Origin of the sequence: Marinobacter aromaticivorans, assembly GCF_002806975.1 — a bacterium.
GTDB classification, from domain to species: domain Bacteria; phylum Pseudomonadota; class Gammaproteobacteria; order Pseudomonadales; family Oleiphilaceae; genus Marinobacter; species Marinobacter aromaticivorans.
The window spans coordinates 397,120-417,081 of sequence record NZ_NIHD01000002.1 but is presented as its reverse complement, the minus strand read 5'-3'; the positions used below and the strand labels follow the sequence as shown (position 1 = coordinate 417,081).

Genomic DNA, 19,962 nt, shown 5'->3' with positions numbered 1-19,962 from the left:
TCGCGTACGTTCTTGATGCGCATCAGTCCGACATAGTAAAGATGTCACTACACTGGTAGTAACCTAATTTTCTGTATTAACTCACGGCTGCACCAGGGAAGATCAATGTCCGCTTCAAACTCCAAAGTTCCCCAGAAACTTCTGATTAGTCTTGCCCTTATCGCCGCGATTGTTATTGTCGCCTGGCAGTTTGTGCCGGACCATGACAGGCTCCCGGAGCATATAGCCTCTGGTAATGGCCGCATTGAAGCTACTCAGGTAGACATCGCCACCCGTATCCCCGGGCGCTTGCAGAGGTTTTTTGTAGCCGAAGGTGATCTGATTGACCCCGGAAGCCCGGTGGCTGAGATGGACATCGACGAACTGCAGGCAACATTGGCGGCGGCCGAAGCCAACCTGAACCAGGCGAAAGAAGCCCTGAACCTGGCCCAGGCAATGGTGGCTCAGCGTGAAAGTGAGCGCCGGCTGGCTCGAGCAGAATTGGGCCGGATGGAATCCCTGGTGGACAAAGGCCATGTGTCTCAGGAGCAGCTTGACCGTGCCCGCACCACCGCAGAAACTGCTGAAGCAGCTTTGCAGGCATCAAGAGTTCAGGTGGCCTCTGCCCGCGCTGGTATTGAAGCCGCAAAAGCCAACATTCGCAAGATTCAAACCACCATTGATGACAGCCACCTGAACAGCCCGGTAGGCGGTCGTGTGCTCTACCGTCTGGCCGAACCGGGTGAAGTGCTGGCGGCCGGAGGCAAGGTCGCAACGGTCATCGATGTCACTGACGTGTACCTCACCATTTTCCTGCCCACTGCGCAGGCGGGCAAGGTGCGGGTTGGCTCCGAAGCCCGGATTATTCTGGATGCTTTGCCCGATTACGTGGTGCCTGCGGAGGTGAGTTTTGTGGCGGCCGAGGCCCAGTTCACACCCAAGGCGGTAGAAACCCGCAGCGAACGCGAGAAGCTGATGTTCCGGGTGCGCATCCGCATCAATCCGGAGTTGCTGAACGCCTACCGCGACCGGGTAAAAACCGGTGTGCCGGGAGAGGCCTATGTGCGCCTAGATGAAAGCCAGCCCTGGCCGGAGCATCTGCAAGTGAACCTGCCCAATGGTGGATAAGCCTAACGCCGATGCTGTGGGTACAAAACCGGTTGCACGGCTGGAGTCAATAAGCCACTGCTACGGCAGCCGTACCGCCCTGGAAAACGTCAGCCTCGACCTGCCCGCGGGTTGTATGGTGGGCCTGATCGGGCCGGACGGTGTGGGTAAGTCCACCTTGCTGGGCCTGGTGGCTGGTGCTCGCCAGTTGCAGCAGGGAAAGCTGCAGGTGTTGGGCGGTAACATGGCCGACTCGCGCTTTCGCAGCGAAGCGGCGCCACGTATTGCCTACATGCCCCAGGGGCTGGGCGGTAACCTTTATCACACGCTGACAATCGACGAGAACATCGAGTTTTTTGCCGATTTGTTCGGGCTGACAGGTAAGGAACGTGCCCGGCAGATTGATCGTTTACTCGATGCCACCGGCTTGCTGGATTTTCGAGGCCGTCCCGCCGGCAAGCTGTCGGGTGGCATGAAGCAGAAACTGGGGCTTTGCTGTGCACTGATCCACAACCCCGAACTGTTGATTCTGGACGAGCCCACCACCGGCGTGGACCCCCTCGCGCGAGCGCGCTTTTGGGATCTGATTGATTCTATCCGGCAGCAGCAGCCATCCATGAGCGTACTTGTTGCCACTGCGTATATGGAAGAAGCCGAGCGCTACGATTGGCTGGTTGCCATGAATAACGGCACCATTCTGGCCACCGGCTCGCCGCAGGAACTGAAACAGGTGACCGGCACAAAAACCCTGGACGATGCTTTTACAGTCCTGTCACCGCACGAGAGCCAGCAAGATGAGAGTGTTGGGGTAACCATCACGGGAGACCGCCAAACTTCCGCACTAGCTGTAACGACAACAGGCGAGAATGACATTCCTGCCATAGAAGCCCATAACCTGACACTTCGCTTTGGCGATTTCACGGCCGTGAACGATGTCAGTTTCACCATCCCCAAAGGAGAAATTTTTGGTTTTCTGGGCTCCAACGGCTGTGGCAAAACCACCACGATGAAAATGCTCACTGGCCTGCTGACGCCTACTGAGGGCGAGGTGTCGTTGTTTGGTTCACCCCTGGATGCACGGGATCTGGATACACGGCGCCGGGTGGGCTACATGACCCAGTCGTTCTCACTGTACAGCGAACTAACCGTACACCAGAACCTGTTGCTCCATGCCAAGCTGTTTCACCTGCCACCAGAGCGCATCCAGCCAAGAATTAATGAGCTGGTAGAGGAATTCGGTTTGTCCGACGTAATGGACCAACTGGCCGGTGACTTGCCATTGGGGGTTCGCCAGCGATTGTCGTTGGCAGTGGCGGTGGTGCATTCACCGGAGTTGCTGATTCTTGATGAGCCTACCTCGGGCGTAGACCCAGGCGCCCGAAACCGGTTCTGGGATTTGTTATTACGACTGTCCCGGGAAGATGGCGTAACAATCTTTATTTCCACCCACTTCATGAACGAAGGTGAGCGCTGTGATCGCATCTCGTTGATGCACGCCGGGGAAGTGCTGGCCTGCGATACCCCTGCTGCACTGATTCAGCAGGCCGGCGAAGACAGTCTGGAAGGCGCCTTCATGCAAACGCTTGAAGCCGTCGACAAAGAACCTGAAAGCCAGGGCGATGGCAAGGTATTCGATACAGACACCAGCACCCTGCTTCACCATAGCCTGTTCAGTCCGCAACGGCTGCTGGCGTATGCCCGCCGCGAAACCCGCGAGTTACTGCGGGACCCTATCCGTATGTCGTTCGCTTTTATCGGTTCGGCGTTGCTGATGATGATTCTGGGCTATGGTATTACGCTGGATGTGGAGGATTTGCCGTTTGCGGTACTGGATCAGGATCAGACCGCTCAAAGTCGCGATTACGTAACCTCTGTTTCCGGTTCTCGTTATTTCATAGAGCAACCCGCTATCAGCAACATGACCGAGCTGGAGCACCGGATGCGGTCCGGCGAACTCAGTCTGGCGCTGGTTATCCCGCCTGGTTTTGGCAAAGATCTCAAACGTGGCCGGCCAACAGATCTCGCGGTGTGGGTCGATGGCGCCATGCCTTTCCGAGGCGAGACCATTCGGGGTTATATACAGGGCTTGCATCTCAGCTATCTCAAGGATCTGGCCAGGCGCACCTACGGTACTGTGCCAACCCTGAGCCTGGTAACCGTTGAATCCCGGTATCGCTATAACCAGGGCTTCCGCAGTCTGGATGCTATGGTGCCAGCGGTTATCCCCATCTTGTTAATGTTTATTCCGGCGGTCTTGATGGCGCTGGGAATTGTGCGGGAAAAAGAGTTGGGCTCCATAACCAACCTGTATGTAACGCCAGTGAACCGGCTGGAGTTCCTCCTGGGCAAACAACTGCCGTATATCGGGTTCAGCATGGTGAGTTATGCCAGCCTGGTTCTGCTGGCCATTTTCCTGTTTGATGTGCCGGTCAAGGGTGGCGTCTTGACCCTTACTCTGGGCGCGTTGATCTTTGTAACCGTCACGACCGCGCTGGGCCAGGTTATTTCGGCATTCGCCTCGACCCAGACGGCGGCGCTGGCGGCCACAGCGATTGTTACCATGTTGCCGACCATACAGTTTTCGGGGGTTACCGAACCGGTGTCATCACTCGAAGGTGTCGGCGCATTGATTGGCCAGTTCTGGCCAGCCACCTGGTTCCTGCAGATCAGCCGTGGGGTTTTCACCAAAGGTCTGTCCCTGGGTGACATGCAAGGGGCGTTTCTGGTGCTGGTGGCGTTTGTTCCGGTGCTGACTCTGATGTCGGTGTTGCTACTTCGAAAACAGGGGCGTTGAGAATGGACTCGGTCGTCAACATCTGGAATCTCGGAATGAAGGAGTTGCGCAGTATCTGGCGTGACAAGGTGCTGCTGGTGTTTGTGTTGCTCGCCTTCACCCTGGTGATTTACACCGCCGGGTCTGCCGGCTCCATGGAGTTGAACAATACCCCCGTGGCAGTGGTAGATGAAGATCAGAGTGCATTGTCGGGGCATGTTATTGATTCACTGCAGGCACCCTGGTTTCTCGAGCCAGACCTTATTCAACTGAACCAGATTGACTCGGTTCTGGATACGGGCAGCCACACCTTCGGCCTGGTGATTCCCCAAGGCTTCGAGCGCGATATGCGTACCGGGCAGCCGACAAGCCTGCAGCTGAATATTGATGCTACGCGCATGACCCAGGCCTTCATTGGCGCTGGTTACATTGAAAGAATGATAACCACGGAAGTGGCTGAGTTCTTGCGCAGTGACAGCTCCATCGGAACCCTCCCCATTAACATGGTGGTCCGTGCGAGCTTTAATCCGAACCTTGAAGGAACCTGGTTCGGCGGTGTGATGGAGTTGATCACCATGATCACCATGATCAGCATTATTCTGTCTGGCGCGGCGCTGATTCGTGAACGTGAACACGGCACTGTGGAGCATCTGATGGTGATGCCGATCAGGCCATTCGAAATCATGGCTTCCAAGGTTTGGGCAAACGGTCTGATTGTGATGGTGGCTGCGATATTTTCAGTAACCGTGGTTATCCAGCAAGTGCTTGCCGTCCCGGTACGGGGGTCATTGCCGCTGTTTTTCTTTGGCGCCTTGATCCATCTTTTCTCCACCACCGCTATTGGCATTCTGATTGGCACTGTGGCCCGCACCATGCCCCAGTTCGGCCTGTTGCTGATTCTCACTATAGTGCCCTTGCAGTTGCTCTCCGGCGGTATCACACCGCGTGAAAGCATGCCGGATCTGGTGCAGAACATTATGCTGGCGGCACCTACCACCCACTTTGTAAGCATGGCCCAGGCTATTCTCTACCGCGGTGCAGGTATAGATGTGGTCTGGCCGGAAATGTTGGCGCTGGCGGGCATAGGCGTGGTGTTTTTCAGTGCGGCACTGGCGTTGTTCAGGCGGCACCTGTCGATTTAGAGGCAGTGAGCACGGTTGAGTGTCGTGGCCGTGGCGGAAGCTGCAGGAAGCGGGAAAATGGTCGGCGTGGCAGGATTCGAACCTGCGACCCCTTCGTCCCGAACGAAGTGCGCTACCAAGCTGCGCCACACGCCGATCAACCGCCGGTATTATACGGATTCAACTTTTTTTTACCAGCCCGGGCGGGATAAAAAGGCATCCGCAAATGCACTGAGATTGTCGTATGTCGCCACGCCCGGGCCGGGTATCGGGCGGGTTTTCAGGCCGAGCCCGGTGTCTTTACCATTACCGGTGCGCACCAGCACCGGCTGACATCAGCCGGCGCTGGCGGCTTCAAGATCCGTGCGGCTGCCCCCCAGGATCGTGCCGCTCAGGTTGCTAAGCTGAAAGTGGTCGTGGGTCTGTTCCAGCAACCGCTTCAGCTTGTTGTGCAAGGGGTCCGGCTCGGATCAGCCAGCGGCAGGCAGCAGTGAGATATCTGCGACTCGCAAAAACAGGTTGTGCAGGCGGTTAAGCAGAGCAAGTCGGTTGTCCCGCACGGCTTTGTCGTCTGCCATCACCATTACGTTGTTGAAGAAGCTGTCCACCGGTTCTTGCAGGCTTGCCAGTGACTGCAGCGCAGGGGTGTAGTTGCCCTGCTCGAACAACGGCAGTACTTTTTCTGCCTGCTGCTCAACCTGTGCTGCGAGCGCTTTTTCAGCCTCATCCTGCAACAGGCTGCTGTCGATGCTTTCTCCCACAGAGTCGCCGCCCTGCTTGGACAGGATGTTGGAAACTCGCTTGTTGGCGCCGGCCAGTGCCAGAGCTTCCGGCAGCTGGCGGAAGGCTTCCACGGCCTTTACCCGGCGGTCAAAGTCCAGCGGACGGGTCGGGCGGCGGGCGTGCACTGCAAGGTACACTTCGGCACCAATACCCTGCTCGTCGTAGTGGGCACGGAAGCGTTCCAGCATGTAATCAACAACATTGGAGGCGGTATTTTCCACGGTCAGCCCGGTGAAGTTTTCTTCCGCCCACTGGCAGCAGGTTTGCAGATCCAGCGGCAGTTCCCGTTCGACGATGATGCGCAGCACGCCCAGGGAGGCGCGGCGCAGGGCAAAGGGATCCCGGGTACCGGAAGGTGGCTGGCCGATGCCGAACAGCCCTACCAGGGAATCCAGCCGGTCCGCGATGGCGAGTGCGCAGCTGGTCATGGTTGTGGGCAGGCTGTCTTTGGCGAAACGGGGCATGTATTGCTCGTTCATGGCCTTGGCGACATCGGCCGGCTCGCCGTCGTGGGCGGCGTAGTACTGGCCCATGATGCCCTGCAGATCACTGAATTCCAGCACCATTTCGGTGACCAGATCGGTTTTCGCCAGCATGGCGGCGCGCTCTGCGAGAGCCGGATCACTGCCAATCGCAGTGGCGATCTTGCCGGCCAGCGCCGCTACCCGCACCGCCTTGTCGTACATGCTGCCAAGTTTTTCCTGGAAAACAATGGGCTTGAGGCGTTCGATTCGGTCTTCCAGCCGGATTCTGCGGTCGTTTTCATAGAAGAAAGCCGCATCTGCAAGGCGGGGACGGATCACTTTTTCGTTACCCGAGATAACCAGGGAGGGATCCTTGCTCTCAATGTTGGCGACCGTAATGAACAAGGGCAGCATGTCGCCGTTTTCATCGACTACGTGGAAGTATTTCTGATGTTCCTCCATAGAGGAAATCAGCGCCTCTGCAGGGACTTCCAGGAACCGTCTGTCGAAGCGGCCCATCAGCGGTACCGGCCATTCGTTGAGGCCGGCAACCTCGTCCAGCAGATCGTCGTTGATAACGGCCTTACCACCGGCTTCTGCTTCAGCAAGAGCGCTGACACCGGAGCGAATCTGTTCGCGGCGCTTGGCGAAGTCGGCAATGACATAGCCTTCCTGCTCAAGTACAACTTCGTAATCAGCCGGCGTTGGAATAATCAGTGCCTTCGGGCAGTGGAAGCGGTGGCCCCGGGTTTTGTTGCCCGGCGTCAGGCCCATAACGGGGGTATCAATAACCTTGTTGCCAAACAGCATAACCAGCCAGTGCACAGGCCGGACAAATTCGGTGCGGTGGGCTCCCCAGCGCATACGCTTGGAAATTGGCAGGGATGCCAGTGACTGCTCAACCAGTCCCGACATGAGATCGACGGTCGGTTTGCCCTGTTCCACGGTGCGATAGACCAGCCAGGCACCTTTGTCGGTTTCCAGTGTGTCGAGCTGGTCCGGGGTTACACCCAGGGAGGTGGCGAACCCCGTGAGGGCTCGCGTCGGGTTGCCCGAGTCATCAAAGGCTGCTTTCACAGCGGGGCCGCGTTTTTCAACGGGTTTGTCCGGCTGCGCATCGGCGAGATCACGTATACGCAGCGCAAGGCGCCGCGGCGTGGCGAAAGACTCGACTTTACCGAACGTGATACCGGCGTCTTCCAGACCCTTGATGATACCCTGAGTGAACGCATCAGACAGTGGCTTGAGTGCTTTCGAGGGCAGTTCTTCGACGCCCAGTTCGACCAGAAAATCCTGCTTTGCCATGATTATACGTTTCCCTCTGCCTGCTTCGCCTTTTTGCCTTTCTTGCCATTGGCTTTGTTATCCGCAGCTTCGGCAGCTGCCAGGACTTCCTGCCGAATGCCCTCCTGCGCCAGCGGGAAGCCAAGCTTGCGGCGGCTGTCAAAATACGCCTGGGCCACGGATCTTGCCAGAGTGCGCACACGCAGGATAAAGCGTTGGCGCTCGGTAACAGAAATGGCGTGGCGGGCATCCAGCAGATTAAAGGTATGGGACGCTTTCAGGACCTGCTCGTAGGCGGGCAGCGCCAGGCCGGCCTCGATCAACCGGGTACTCTCACGTTCGTACACATCGAAGCTGTGAAACAGGAACTCGGTGTCTGCGTACTCGAAGTTGTAGGTGGACATTTCCACTTCCTGCTGATGGAACACATCACCGTAGGTGACTGTGCCATCCGGGCCTTCTGTCCAGACCAGGTCGTACACACTGTCGACGCCCTGCAGGTACATGGCGATACGCTCCAGACCGTATGTGAGCTCGCCGGTGACCGGATAGCATTCCAGGCCTCCCACCTGCTGGAAGTAGGTGAACTGGGTCACTTCCATGCCGTTCAGCCAGATTTCCCAGCCCAGACCCCAGGCGCCCAGAGTGGGCGATTCCCAGTTGTCTTCCACAAAGCGGACATCGTGTACCAGCGGATCAAGGCCCAACGCCCGCAGCGAATCCAGGTACAGCTCCTGGATGTTGTCCGGTGAGGGCTTGAGCACTACCTGGAACTGATAATAGTGCTGCAGGCGGTTGGGGTTTTCACCATAGCGACCGTCTGTCGGACGGCGGCTGGGTTGCACGTATGCGGCGTTCCAGGTTTCCGGCCCTATCGCGCGCAGGAAGGTGGCCGGGTGAAACGTACCGGCACCCACTTCCATATCCAGTGGCTGAAGTACCACGCAGCCGTGCTGCGCCCAGAAATTCTGCAGCGCCAGAATCAGGCCCTGAAAGGTCTTGATGTCCGGAGCGTTGCTGTTCGTTGCCTTGTCTGTCGCCTTCTCTTTCACAACGTTTGCCTGCTGATTCGGTCTGTGTGTAGCCGCTCTTCATTTCGCCCGGAAGAGGGTCATGCCAAAAATGGCGCATTATACGCGCGCCAAAGCGGTATTTCTAAGGAGTCTTTATGCTGTTGATTTTGCACTAGAAGAATGTAAGCCCTACGGAGAAGAGTTTTTCAACCTCCCGCACCCGGGACTTGTCCACCAGGAACAGAATTACATGGTCATCCGGCTGCACCCGCAGATGGTCGTGGGCGATCAGTACCTCGTTGTGGCGAACGATCGCACCTATGGTCGCCCCCTGGGGCAGATTGATTTCATCCAGCCGCCTGCCCACCACTTTGGAGGATTTGTGGTCTCCGTGGGCGATGGCTTCGATGGCCTCGGCAGCGCCTCTGCGCAGTGAGTGAACGTTTACAACGTCGCCCCGGCGCACGTGGGTGAGCAGGCTGCCGATGGTGGTCTGCTGGGGTGAAATCGCAACATCAATCTCGCCACCCTGGATCAGATCCACGTAATCCGGGTTGTTGATCAGGGTGAATACCTTGCGCGCTCCCAGCCGCTTGGCCAGCAATGAAGCCATGATGTTGGCTTCGTCGTCGTTGGTTACGGCGCAGAACACGTCGGTGTTCTCGATGTTCTCTTCCAGCAGTATGTCTTTGTCTGCAGCATTGCCTTCCAGCACCACGGTTTTGCGCAGATTTTCCGAGAGCAGAACACAGCGTTCATGGTTACGTTCCAGCAGCTTTACCTGATACCGGTTTTCCAGGGTATAGGCCAGGCGCTGACCGATATTGCCGCCGCCGCAGATAAAAATGCGTTTGTAGTTTTTTACCAGCGGTTGCAGTTCACTCATGACCGAGCGGATGTGATCGGCGCCGGCAATGAAAAATACCTCATCGCCATCTTCAAGTACCGTATCCCCCCGGGGCATGATGGCGCGATCTTTGCGAAAAATTGCAGCAACCCGGGTCTCGATTTTCGGCATGTGCGTGCGCAGGTACGACAGCTCGCGGCCTACCAGCGGCCCACCTTCGGTAGCCCGAATGGCCACCAGCCGAACCAGGCCTTTGGAGAACTCCAGTACCTGCAGAGCGCCGGGGTACTCAATCAAACGGGTGATGTGCCGGGTAACCAGATGCTCCGGGCTGATCATCACATCAACCGGGAAGCCACCGTTTTTTTCGAAAAGCTTGTTGTTGGATAGATAGGCGCTGGCTCGTATGCGGCTGATTTTGGTGGGTGTGCTGTACAGGATGCTGGCTATCTGGCACGCCACCATATTGGTTTCGTCGCTGTTGGTAACCGCAATCAGCATGTCGGCATTGTCGGCATCGGCCTGATCCAGCACCGTGGGATAGGAAGCCTTGCCCTGTACCGTGCGGATATCAAGGCGGTCCTGCAGTTCGCGAAGGCGCACCGGGTCTGTGTCGACAACCGTTATATCATTGGCTTCGCTGGCGAGGTTTTCAGCCAGCGTGCCGCCTACCTGGCCGGCACCGAGGATCAGGATCTTCATGACTCAGGTTTCTCCAGTACGGCGTAGAAAAAGCCGTCATGGCTGGATGGATCGGGGAGAAGCTGTCGCCCTGCACCCATATCGTGCCCCCACTGAACGTCTGGCTCAACAAGAACGGCACCGTTCTGCTGTTTGAGGAACCTCTGGATTATACGGTGATTTTCCTGGGGGAACACGGAACAGGTTGCATAAACCAGGCGTCCGCCCGGTTTCAGCACAGACCACATGGACTCCAGAAGCCCGGTCTGTATGGCAGCAAGAGGTGCAATATCGGTTTCCCGGCGCAGCAGTTTGATATCCGGGTGGCGGCGGATAACGCCACTGGCGCTGCAGGGCACATCAAGCAGTATGCGGTCAAAGAGGTTTCCGTCCCACCACTGCCCGGTGTCTGCTGCATCTGCCTGCAGCAGGCTGGCGTGTAAACCCAGCCGGTCCAGATTTTCCTGAACCCGGGGCAGGCGGGAGGAGGATTCGTCGATGGCAATGACCTCCGCGAGTTCCGCCTGGCTTTCCAGGATGGCGCAGGTTTTCCCGCCGGGGGCAGCGCAGGCGTCCAGAACCCTTTGCCCGGGCGCAAGGTCCAGCAGCGTGGTGCAAAGCTGCGCGGCTTCGTCCTGTACGCTGACGGCGCCGTCGGCAAACCAGGGTAACTGGTCTACCTGCACCGGTCGGCTGAGCTGGATGCCGTGCGGCGCAAAGCGAGTGGCAGATGCTGCAACACCGGCTTCGAGCAGCAGCGCAAGATACTCGTTGCGGCTGAAGCGCAAGGCGTTCACTCGCAATGTCATGGGGGCCTGGGTGTTGTTCGCATGCAGAATCTGCTGCCAGTTGTCGGGCCAGTTATGGCGGAGCTTTGCCACCATCCAGCCAGGGTGGCTGAATCGGCTGGCATCGTTTTTCGGTTCCGGTGCACCTTCGCGTTCGGCAGAGCGCAACACACCGTTGACCAGGCCCGTGAGATGGGGTTTGTCCAGCGCGCGGCAGGCCTCTACAGATTCGTTCAGTATGGCGTAAGGGGCCTGCTGGCTGAAGCGCAGCTGAAAGAGAGCCACCAGCATAAGGTGGTGCACAATGCGGTCCGGTTTTTTCAGCGGTTTTTTCAGCCGGCTGCTCAGTTCATCGTCGAGGCGGTGAAACCAGCGGCAGGTGCCGTAGCAAAGTGCCTGAAGCGCCGGGCGCTCGCCGGGCGCCAGGGTTTGCAGGGCCGGTGGCAGACACTGGGACAGTGATACGCCGTTTTCCACCGACAGCAGCACATCGGCGGCAACAGCGCGTAAGGGGCGGTGGACGTCACCCATCTCAGTGCAGCTCCTGCCCGGGTAACAGCAGCTGCTTGCCACCATTAATCAGGTCATTCACGCTCTGGGCGCGGGAACCCGGCAACTGCAGCCTGGTAACACGCAGGACACCTCTGCCACAGGCAATATCAATACCTTCCCTCTCGCGCCGGATTACCGTACCAGCCGGTTTCCGGCTTTGTTCGTCGATGGCCGTGGCCTCGTGAATTCGCAGGCGTTGCTGTTCAAGATCTGTGTAGGTACCGGGCCAGGGGTTGAAGGCGCGAACCAGGCGTTCTATGTCCGAAGCGCTCCGGGACCAGTCGATATGACCTTCTTCCTTCGACAGTTTGTGAGCATAGCAAGCCTGTTCGTCATCCTGCGCTTCGCCCTGAAGCTCGCCCTTTTCCAGCAGATCCAGAGCTTCAACAATGGCCTTGCCGCCCAACTCCGCAAGGCGGTCGTGAAGACTGCCGCCGGTATCATCCGCTGCGATTGGGGTTACGGATTTCAGCAGCATGTCGCCCGTATCCAGGCCTTTGTCCATCTGCATGATGGTAATGCCGGTTTCTGTATCACCGGCGGCAATGGCGCGCTGGATAGGCGCGGCGCCACGCCAGCGGGGCAAGAGCGATGCGTGAATGTTGAGACAGCCGTGGGCAGGAATTTGCAACACGGCTTCCGGCAGAATCAGTCCGTAGGCCGCAACAATCATCACATCAGGCCGCAGTGCGGCCAGTTCCTGCTGCGCTTCCGGGGTTTTCAGGCTTGCCGGCTGGAATACCGGGATCCCGCTATCCTCAGCTACCTGTTTGACCGGGCTGGGCTGAAGCTTGCGCCCGCGGCCTGCCGGCCGGTCCGGCTGGGAGTAAACGCCCACTATGGTGTGATGGGTGCCCAGTAATGCCTTGAGAGCGGTAGCTGCGAAATCCGGGGTGCCGGCAAAAACAAGTCGCACAGTGTTGGGTCTCTGTTTCGTTGAATACGAGTTGAATACGAAAAGACCGGGCCTTGGCCCGGTCCGATATTATCTGAAACTACAAATCGTGATGCGCCCTTCAGGCAAGGTCATGCGCTTTGTTTGTGCAGCTTTTCCAGCTTCTTGCGAATGCGGGTGCGCTTGAGGTTGCTCAGATAGTCTACGAACAGCTTGCCATTCAGGTGGTCCATCTCATGCTGGATGCAAACCGCCAGCAGACCGCGGGCTTCCATTTCAAAAGGCTTTCCGTCACGGTCCAGAGCGCGGACCATACAGTGTTCCACACGCTCTACGTCTTCATAAAAGCCGGGAACCGAAAGGCAGCCTTCCTGCATGGCTTCAAGTTCGCCATCCAGTACTTCAACCTCCGGGTTGATAAACACCATTGGCTCACTTTTGTCTTCAGACAGATCCATAACGATGATCTGCTTGTGCACATTGACCTGGGTCGCCGCCAAGCCAATGCCGGGCGCATCGTACATGGTCTCGAACATGTCGTCGATCAGAGTGCGGTCGGCGTCCGTCAGTTCATCTACCCGTTTGGCAATGGTGCGCAAACGGGGGTCCGGGTATTCGAGAATGTCTAGTATCATAGTGTTCGTGCTTTTGGTCCGGGTGGCGAATGGTTACCGCCTGACTTTTAACGTTCTCTTTTGTAACTGTGTGAAGGTGGTCTCTGAAATGCGACAGCGTAGAGCGCAAATTGTTCCCTTCACACTACTAATGCGTTACTGAACGCAGTGTTGTGCCTGTCGGGTACATTATCCAACAATTCGTCGATTGAGTACAAACTGATCAGGCGATAGTTAAAAACTTTCACAGATGGCATAGAATTTACTGGAAGAACAAAAGATAACATCACAATTTGCGAGACTTCTTCTATAGTAAGTTGCATAACAACGTAATAAGCTGCAGAAAACCGGCTGCATCCATATCAGAATGCATAGAATCAAGGCACGCGATCAAGGACTTGGACAATGAGGAAACTGCTGTACGCTCTGGCAGCAACTATGCTGCTGTTAACCTCCTGGGCTCATGCTGCACCAGAACTGCGGAATGATCACCCTGAGCGTTACACTGTTGTAAAGGGTGATACCCTCTGGGATATTTCGGGGCGTTTTCTGAAAAACCCGTGGTACTGGCCGGAAATCTGGCATGTCAATCCTCAGGTTGCCAACCCGCACCTGATTTATCCGGGCGACCGGCTTGCCCTGGTTTATATCGACGGCAAACCCCGGGTTACCAAGGTGACGTCCGGCAACGGCGTTGTGAAACTGTCGCCAAAGGTACGCTCCGAGCCGATTGATACCCCCATCCCTGCCATACCTCTGGATGCAATCAGCAGCTTTCTCACCGACACCCGCATTGTCACCCCCGAATTGATCAGCGCCGCACCCTATGTGCTCGAAGGCGCGGATGGCCGCATTGTTATCGGTGCCGGTGACCGGCTGTATGCCCGTGGTGAAAAGCCGGCGGACAAGGTCGGTGTGTTCCGTCGCAGCACGGAATTTGTGGACCCGGATACCGGAGAGTTTCTCGGCCTGGAGGCGCGCAGCATTGGCCGTGGTGATGTGGTTGCAGAAAACGGTGATGTTCTGACCGTAAACCTGACTCGCTCCAGCGAGGAAGTGCGCATCGGCGATCGCCTGCTGGTTAATGAAGACCGCCGCCTGACGACAACTTTTGTGCCCAGTTCTCCCGATGATCAGATTGAAGGCAAAATGATCGCTGTGGATGGCGGTGTTACCCAGATTGGCCAGTACAACGTTGTGGCGATCAACCGGGGCACCCGTGAGGGTCTGGAAGCCGGCAATGTGATGGCCATTCTTAAAAGCGGTAACCTGGTACGTGACCCGGTGACCAAAGAAACCATCGAATTGCCCTCTGAGCGGGCGGGTTTGCTGATGGTGTTCCAGGTTTATGAAAAAATGAGTTACGGTCTGATTCTGCAGGCCACCCGCCCGCTGTCTGTGGGTGACAAGGTGACCAACCCCTGATCCGATAACCGGTTAAATAAACACCGGGCCAGGACGGCCCGGTTTTGCTGTCTTCAAGGATGACGCTGTGTTTTCTTCCCCTTCTGCGCAATGGCTGTTTCTCACCTGCTTGCCTAAATTTGCACGCACCCGGCGGCGTGCCATGCTCGCGACAATACCTGATCTTACAGACCTGCTTGCCAGTAACCCTGCAACGCTCAAGGCGTGCGGTCTGCACGTTGAAACCGTTGCGGCACTTATTGCCTGGCAGCAACAGGATGAGACCCACGCCTCGGTGAGCCAGGTCAGGCAGATTCTCGGGGCCTGCGAACGCCACGGCATTGATATGGTGAGCTGGCAACATCCTGATTATCCGGAGGCGCTCAGGCACATCCATGATGCGCCCCTGGTGCTGTATACGAGGGGTGATCGCAGGCTGCTGAGCCGCGAACAGATTGGTATTATCGGCAGCCGCAATGCCACGGTTGCAGGGCTCGACCATGCGCGGCGCTTTGCTGCCGAACTGAGTGAACGGGGGTTGCTGGTTACCAGTGGCCTGGCCCTGGGTGTAGACGGTGCAGCACACGCGGGAGCGCTGGATGCCGGGCATGCCACTGTCGCGGTTATAGGCTGCGGGCTTGACCGGATTTACCCCAACCAGCACCGTCGCCTTGGCGAGCGGGTTATCGAAAACGGGGTAATGGTTTCTGAATACCCGCCGGGAACGCCAGCGCGGGCGGCCCACTTTCCGCAGCGTAATCGCATTATCAGCGGCCTTGGCCGGGGCATACTGGTGGTTGAAGCCGGCCTGAAAAGCGGCTCTCTGATCACGGCGCGCCTGGCACTGGAACAGGGGCGTGAGGTGTTCGCCATTCCGGGCTCCATCCACAGCCCGGTGGCTCGTGGCTGTCACTATCTGATAAAGCAGGGCGCCCGTCTGGTTGATCAGGTAGACGATATTCTGGAAGAGCTGGGCGCGGCCTGGTCCTTGCCTGTGTCAACCGGAGGCCCCTCGGCAGCCAGCCGGGTGGATGCTCTGGACAGCCGGGAAATCGCGGTGTTTGAGGCATTAGGGTATGATCCCCAGTCAACCGACGCACTGTGTCTGGCAACCGGTCTTCCGGCTGACCAGCTCGTCCAGTCTCTTCTGCTTCTCGAGCTGGAGGGGCTGGTGAGCTCCGCGCCCGGAGGTTTCCAGAAAATTGCCTGAGCCGGTGTGATCATCCATTGTGTTCATGACCCGACAACATCAATATGGCTGCGCGCAAACCATTGAACGACATGCAGTTACAGCTTGCCTGCAATGCTATCCTGCAGGGCGGGGTTATTGCCTATCCCACTGAGGCAGTCTGGGGCCTGGGGTGTGATCCCTGGAACCTCCAGGCGGTCACTCGTATTCTTGAACTCAAAAACCGGCCTGTGGAAAAAGGTATGATCCTGGTAGCGGCATCGGTGGAGCAGATTCGTTTCCTTCTGGACCCTCTGCCCGAGGCGCTTCAGGTGGAGGCCCGGAAACACTGGCCCGGCCCGGTTACCTGCCTGCTGCCGGATGTAAATGAACAGATTCCGGCATGGGTACGTGGTAGCCATAATACGATTGCAGTGAGGGTCAGCGAACATCCGGTGGTGAAAGCCCTGTGTGAAACTGCGGGTATGCCTCTGGTATCCACGTCCTGCAATCCGGCGGGGGAAGAGCCCGCACGCGATGTATCAGAGGTTCAACGCTATTTTGGTGACAAGCTTGACTGCATTGTTCCTGGCGACCTAGGTGGTAACCCGAAACCCAGCCGTATTATTGATATCGTCAGCGGGAAACAGCTTCGTTAGGAGAATTCATGCCAGAGCAACCGGACAGCAAAGCGGTTAAACAGTATTTGCTTGGCCTGCAGGACGCCATATGCGAGCGTCTGGAGGCGCTGGAAGGCGGAACAAAGTTTGTTCGTGACGCCTGGGATCGCCCCGAAGGTGGTGGTGGTGTCAGCCGGGTAATCAGCGAGGGCCGTGTCTTCGAGAAGGGCGGCGTCAACTTCTCCCATGTGATGGGCGCTACCATGCCGCCGTCAGCCACCGCGCATCGCCCCCACCTGGCCGGCGCACCCTGGCAGGCTATGGGTGTTTCCCTGGTGATTCACCCGAACAATCCTTATGTGCCCACCTCTCACGCCAATGTGCGATTCTTCATAGCGACCCCGGAGAATGGAGAGCCTGTTTACTGGTTTGGCGGTGGTTACGATCTGACGCCCTATTACGGCTTTGAGGAGGACTGCGTGCATTGGCACAGGACCGCCAAAGCAGCCTGCGCGCCGTTTGGCAACAACATTTACAAACGCTACAAAGACTGGTGTGACGATTATTTTTACCTGAAGCACCGGGATGAACCCCGGGGCGTTGGCGGGCTGTTTTTTGATGATCACAACACCGCTGATTTCGAACAGGATTTCGGGCTGATGAAATCCGTGGGTAACAGCTATATTGAGGCGTATGAGCCCATTGTCCGGCGCCGCATGGATCACCCCTACGGTGAGCGCGAGCGGGATTTCCAGCTCTATCGGCGCGGGCGTTACGTTGAATTTAACCTGGTGTACGACCGCGGCACCCTGTTTGGCCTGCAATCAGGCGGGCGCACAGAATCCATCCTGATGTCACTGCCGCCACTGGTGCGCTGGGATTACAGCCGGGTACCGGAAGCGGGCAGTGAAGAAGCGCGCCTGACCGACTATTTTCTCACCGGGCGCGACTGGTTGGCCGGCGACACCGAATAAGGGAGGCAAGCAATGAGTAACGAGCTATATGCGGTAGTGGGCCACCCGGTCAGCCACAGTAAATCCCCGCGCATCCACAGCCTGTTTGCCAGCCAGACTGGCGAACCCGTGGAGTACATTGCAATTCAGGCGCCTCTTGACGGCTTTGCGGAAACGGTTCGCCATTTCTTTGAAGGCGGCGGCAAGGGTCTGAACGTAACCGTGCCTTTCAAGGAACAGGCCTGGGCGCTGGCACAAAGCCGAACAGCCAGAGCCGAAAAAGCCGGGGCCGCCAACACCCTGTATCAGAACAGCCAAGGCCAGCTGGTGGCCGATAACACCGATGGCCAGGGCCTGGTGCAGGACCTGATAACGAATCACAGCGTTCAGCTCAAAGGCGCACGCATACTGGTTCTGGGTGCCGGGGGGGCGGTACGTGGTGTTCTGGGCCCCTTGCTTGCGCAGCAGCCCGCGAGCCTGACGATCGCCAACCGTACGGTGGCCAAAGCCGAGGCGCTGGCAACACTGTTTGCCGATGAGGCGGGCGCAACCACTTTGGGTGCCTGCGGGTTTGAAGCGCCGGACCAGCCGTTTGATGTGATTATCAACGGCACCAGTGCCAGCCTGCAGGGCGACTTGCCGCCCCTTTGCGCAAATGTGATCGCGGCTGGCACAGTGGTGTATGACATGATGTATTCTTTACAGACAACCACCTTCAATCAGTGGGCTCTGGATAACGGAGCGACCCGGGTCTTCGATGGCGTGGGTATGCTGGTTGAGCAGGCTGCAGAATCCTTCCGGGTGTGGCGTGGCGTGCGTCCGGAAACGGTGCCGGTTATAGAAACGTTACGTAGCGACTGAGAGCGCCGGCGCCGGGCCAGGCGCACAAACAACAACCCGTAAGGGCTATTTACAAGGGCTATGCATGGATATTCTCACCCTCGTAGGGCTTGTCGCCGGTATTCTGATTGTTATGCTGGCCATGCTGGCAAATGCCTCGCTTCTCACTTTTCTTAATCTCCCCGGGCTGGCGATTGTTGTAGGTGGCACCTTTGCGGTAACGCTCGTAAAGTTCCGGATGTCGTCGGTTATGAGCGCCTTCCGCCTGGCCATGAGTGCGGCCTTTACCGATAAAGTTGACCGGCCTACGGAGCTGATTCGTGAGGCCGGTGCCCTGGCTCTGGTGGTGCGCAAAGAGGGTGTTCTTGGCCTGGAAAATCATCAGACCGGAAATGAATTCCTGCAAAAAGCCATCAACCTGTGCGTGGATGGCCATCCGCCTGAACTGGTTGAAGAGGCCCTGGCCCAGGAGTCCCAGCAGATGGCGGAGCGTTACGAAGTGGCGGAACGGGTGTTTCGGGGTATTGGCGAGTCTGCGCCGGCCATCGGTATGCTGGGTACTCTGGTGGGCCTGGTGCAGATGCTCAATACGCTGGATGACCCGTCCTCCATCGGCCCGGCTATGGCCATTGCGTTGCTGACAACGCTCTACGGCGCGTTTATCGCCCAGCTGATTGCGCTGCCGCTGGCGGACAAACTGCAGCTCAAGGCTGAAGATGAAAGCCGTAACCAGGTTCTGATCATCACGTCTATCCGCAACATCATGCGCGGTGAAAATCCGAGGGTTATGACCGAGCTGCTTTCTTCTTTTGTGACGCCGGAACACCGCACCGGGCTTGCGCCGGAGCGGGAGGTCTGACGTTTTGCAACAGATCCGTAAGAACCGCAGGCCCCGGCTGAAAAACCAGACACCCGCGTGGATCGTTACCTTTGCCGATCTTGCCACCCTGTTACTCACCTTTTTTATTCTGCTGCTGTCTTTTGCGGAAATGGATATCGAAAAATACCGGGCCATGGCCAACTCCATGTCTGTGGCGTTTGGCTCTGCCAACGTGCTGTCCGCGAATGTCGGCGGCTCACCCATTACCCTGGTGGAATCAGACACAGTCTCCCTGCCCGAGCCCAATGACTCCCAGGCCCGAGAGCCGGAATTTATTGACGAGCGGGCACCCGAGACCGCAACAACGGCCGTTTCCGAAGGCGTCATAGACCTGGCAAGCCGGATGATCCGTGAACTGGAAAACGAAGTGGCGTCCGGAGCCCTGAGCGTCAATTATGACCAGAACAAAGTGGTTATCCGGTTTTCAGAGGAAGCCACCTTTCGTTCTGGCGAGGCATCCATCAAACCCGAGATGATCCCTATTATTGAAAGAGTTGTAGGCGTGCTGGCGAACTGTACGGGCGATGTGCTGGTGTCCGGTTACACCGATGACCGGCCTATTTCCAGCAGCCGATACCGCTCCAACTGGGACCTGTCTGCGGCCCGCGCAGTATCGGTGGTGCACCAACTGGTCATGAGCCGGCAGGTGCCTGCCGAGCGTGTGGTTGCCGCCGGTCGCGCAGAAACCAACCCGCTTGCACCAAACGATTCGGCGGAAAACCGCGCCCTGAATCGTCGGGTGGAAATTGCCATCCGCGATCCCGAATGTAACAAATCCATCTCCACCGGCGACCTGCCGGTGGAAATACTGCCCTGAGCAAGAAACCGACAATTGAGGAGAGTGTGGTTATGAGCGGCCCTGATAAACCCAAGGTTATTGGCGAAGAGTGGAGTGATGAGCGCGTCAAGAGCTTTCTGGTCGCAGAGCCCCGGGGCGAGGGGTCGGATTACACGGCGCTGCTGAAAGCCTATCGGGCCATGCGAGCGGAGGATTTCGAACGCTTTGTGGGCTTCTTTGTGGAAGCCGGCGGCAACCTGAATGACACAGGGGAAGATGGTGAAACCATTCTGGATCTGGTTTCACAGCACCGCAAAGGTAAGGATTACGCCATTGCGCTGGAAAAGGTAGGTGCGAAAAAAACTACGGTGGCCGGGAGCTGACTCCCGACCACCGCTTGGGTCCCGGAAAGGCGAAG

At 57.6% G+C, this 19,962-nt stretch carries 17 protein-coding genes and 1 tRNA gene; 11 read left to right on the top strand and 7 right to left on the bottom strand.

Annotated features, from left to right (window positions below):
- Positions 1 to 105 precede the first annotated feature (105 nt).
- The 3 genes from CDH48_RS04745 to CDH48_RS04735 are packed head-to-tail and all read left to right on the top strand — an operon-like array spanning position 106 to position 5,001.
- Positions 106 to 1,107, top strand: a complete 1,002-nt coding sequence (locus CDH48_RS04745; protein ID WP_100687569.1) for an HlyD family secretion protein — start codon at positions 106 to 108, stop codon at positions 1,105 to 1,107.
- Positions 1,097 to 3,880 (top strand): ribosome-associated ATPase/putative transporter RbbA, encoded by a 2,784-nt coding sequence (rbbA, locus tag CDH48_RS04740; protein WP_100687568.1) that lies wholly within the window; start codon positions 1,097 to 1,099, stop codon positions 3,878 to 3,880. The genes CDH48_RS04745 and rbbA overlap by 11 nt, the downstream gene beginning before the upstream one ends.
- A gap of 2 nt (positions 3,881 to 3,882) precedes the next feature.
- Positions 3,883 to 5,001 (top strand): ABC transporter permease, encoded by a 1,119-nt coding sequence (locus CDH48_RS04735; RefSeq protein WP_100687567.1) that lies wholly within the window; start codon positions 3,883 to 3,885, stop codon positions 4,999 to 5,001.
- A 58-nt stretch (positions 5,002 to 5,059) separates the two neighbouring features.
- Here the strand turns inward: CDH48_RS04735 and CDH48_RS04730 are convergent.
- The 7 genes from CDH48_RS04730 to def all read right to left on the bottom strand — a co-directional run bounded on the left by CDH48_RS04730 (position 5,060) and on the right by def (position 12,922).
- Positions 5,060 to 5,136 (bottom strand) — tRNA-Pro (locus CDH48_RS04730).
- Positions 5,137 to 5,450: 314 nt separating this feature from the next.
- Complete coding sequence (gene glyS / locus CDH48_RS04725) at positions 5,451 to 7,532, bottom strand: glycine--tRNA ligase subunit beta (RefSeq protein WP_100687566.1); 2,082 nt, start codon at positions 7,530 to 7,532, stop codon at positions 5,451 to 5,453.
- Positions 7,533 to 7,534: 2 nt separating this feature from the next.
- Positions 7,535 to 8,515 carry a glycine--tRNA ligase subunit alpha gene (glyQ, locus tag CDH48_RS04720; RefSeq protein ID WP_198515471.1) on the bottom strand — a complete coding sequence of 327 codons (981 nt, stop codon included), beginning with the start codon at positions 8,513 to 8,515 and terminating at the stop codon, positions 7,535 to 7,537.
- 181 nt (positions 8,516 to 8,696) lie between these two features.
- Entirely contained in the window at positions 8,697 to 10,073 is a 1,377-nt protein-coding gene (gene trkA / locus CDH48_RS04715; protein ID WP_100687564.1) for a Trk system potassium transporter TrkA, read from the bottom strand.
- Positions 10,070 to 11,371: a 16S rRNA (cytosine(967)-C(5))-methyltransferase RsmB gene (gene rsmB, locus CDH48_RS04710; RefSeq protein WP_100687563.1), complete on the bottom strand. Its 1,302-nt coding sequence runs from the start codon at positions 11,369 to 11,371 to the stop codon at positions 10,070 to 10,072. The genes trkA and rsmB overlap by 4 nt, the downstream gene beginning before the upstream one ends.
- A 1-nt stretch (position 11,372) precedes the next feature.
- Complete coding sequence (gene fmt / locus CDH48_RS04705; protein ID WP_100687562.1) at positions 11,373 to 12,308, bottom strand: methionyl-tRNA formyltransferase; 936 nt, start codon at positions 12,306 to 12,308, stop codon at positions 11,373 to 11,375.
- Positions 12,309 to 12,418: 110 nt separating this feature from the next.
- Positions 12,419 to 12,922 (bottom strand): peptide deformylase, encoded by a 504-nt coding sequence (def, locus tag CDH48_RS04700; protein ID WP_100687561.1) that lies wholly within the window; start codon positions 12,920 to 12,922, stop codon positions 12,419 to 12,421.
- A 384-nt stretch (positions 12,923 to 13,306) separates the two neighbouring features.
- Between def and CDH48_RS04695 the strand changes: the two genes are divergently transcribed.
- The 8 genes from CDH48_RS04695 to CDH48_RS04660 all read left to right on the top strand — a co-directional run bounded on the left by CDH48_RS04695 (position 13,307) and on the right by CDH48_RS04660 (position 19,927).
- The gene (locus tag CDH48_RS04695) at positions 13,307 to 14,326 is read left to right on the top strand and encodes a LysM peptidoglycan-binding domain-containing protein (protein ID WP_100687560.1); all 1,020 of its coding nucleotides are present in this window, start codon (positions 13,307 to 13,309) and stop codon (positions 14,324 to 14,326) included.
- Between the two features lie 142 nt (positions 14,327 to 14,468).
- Positions 14,469 to 15,515, top strand: coding sequence for a DNA-processing protein DprA (gene dprA / locus CDH48_RS04690; protein ID WP_188437659.1), 1,047 nt, complete (start codon positions 14,469 to 14,471; stop codon positions 15,513 to 15,515).
- A gap of 44 nt (positions 15,516 to 15,559) precedes the next feature.
- Positions 15,560 to 16,132 (top strand): L-threonylcarbamoyladenylate synthase, encoded by a 573-nt coding sequence (locus CDH48_RS04685; protein WP_100687558.1) that lies wholly within the window; start codon positions 15,560 to 15,562, stop codon positions 16,130 to 16,132.
- A gap of 8 nt (positions 16,133 to 16,140) precedes the next feature.
- Complete coding sequence (gene hemF, locus CDH48_RS04680) at positions 16,141 to 17,067, top strand: oxygen-dependent coproporphyrinogen oxidase (RefSeq protein ID WP_100687557.1); 927 nt, start codon at positions 16,141 to 16,143, stop codon at positions 17,065 to 17,067.
- 12 nt (positions 17,068 to 17,079) lie between these two features.
- Entirely contained in the window at positions 17,080 to 17,907 is an 828-nt protein-coding gene (gene aroE, locus CDH48_RS04675; RefSeq protein ID WP_100687556.1) for a shikimate dehydrogenase, read from the top strand.
- Positions 17,908 to 17,971: 64 nt separating this feature from the next.
- Positions 17,972 to 18,745: a MotA/TolQ/ExbB proton channel family protein gene (locus tag CDH48_RS04670; RefSeq protein WP_100687555.1), complete on the top strand. Its 774-nt coding sequence runs from the start codon at positions 17,972 to 17,974 to the stop codon at positions 18,743 to 18,745.
- Positions 18,746 to 18,749: 4 nt separating this feature from the next.
- The gene (locus tag CDH48_RS04665) at positions 18,750 to 19,583 is read left to right on the top strand and encodes a flagellar motor protein MotB (RefSeq protein ID WP_100687554.1); all 834 of its coding nucleotides are present in this window, start codon (positions 18,750 to 18,752) and stop codon (positions 19,581 to 19,583) included.
- 32 nt (positions 19,584 to 19,615) lie between these two features.
- The gene (locus tag CDH48_RS04660; protein ID WP_100687553.1) at positions 19,616 to 19,927 is read left to right on the top strand and encodes a PA4642 family protein; all 312 of its coding nucleotides are present in this window, start codon (positions 19,616 to 19,618) and stop codon (positions 19,925 to 19,927) included.
- The last annotated feature ends 35 nt before the right edge of the window (positions 19,928 to 19,962 follow it).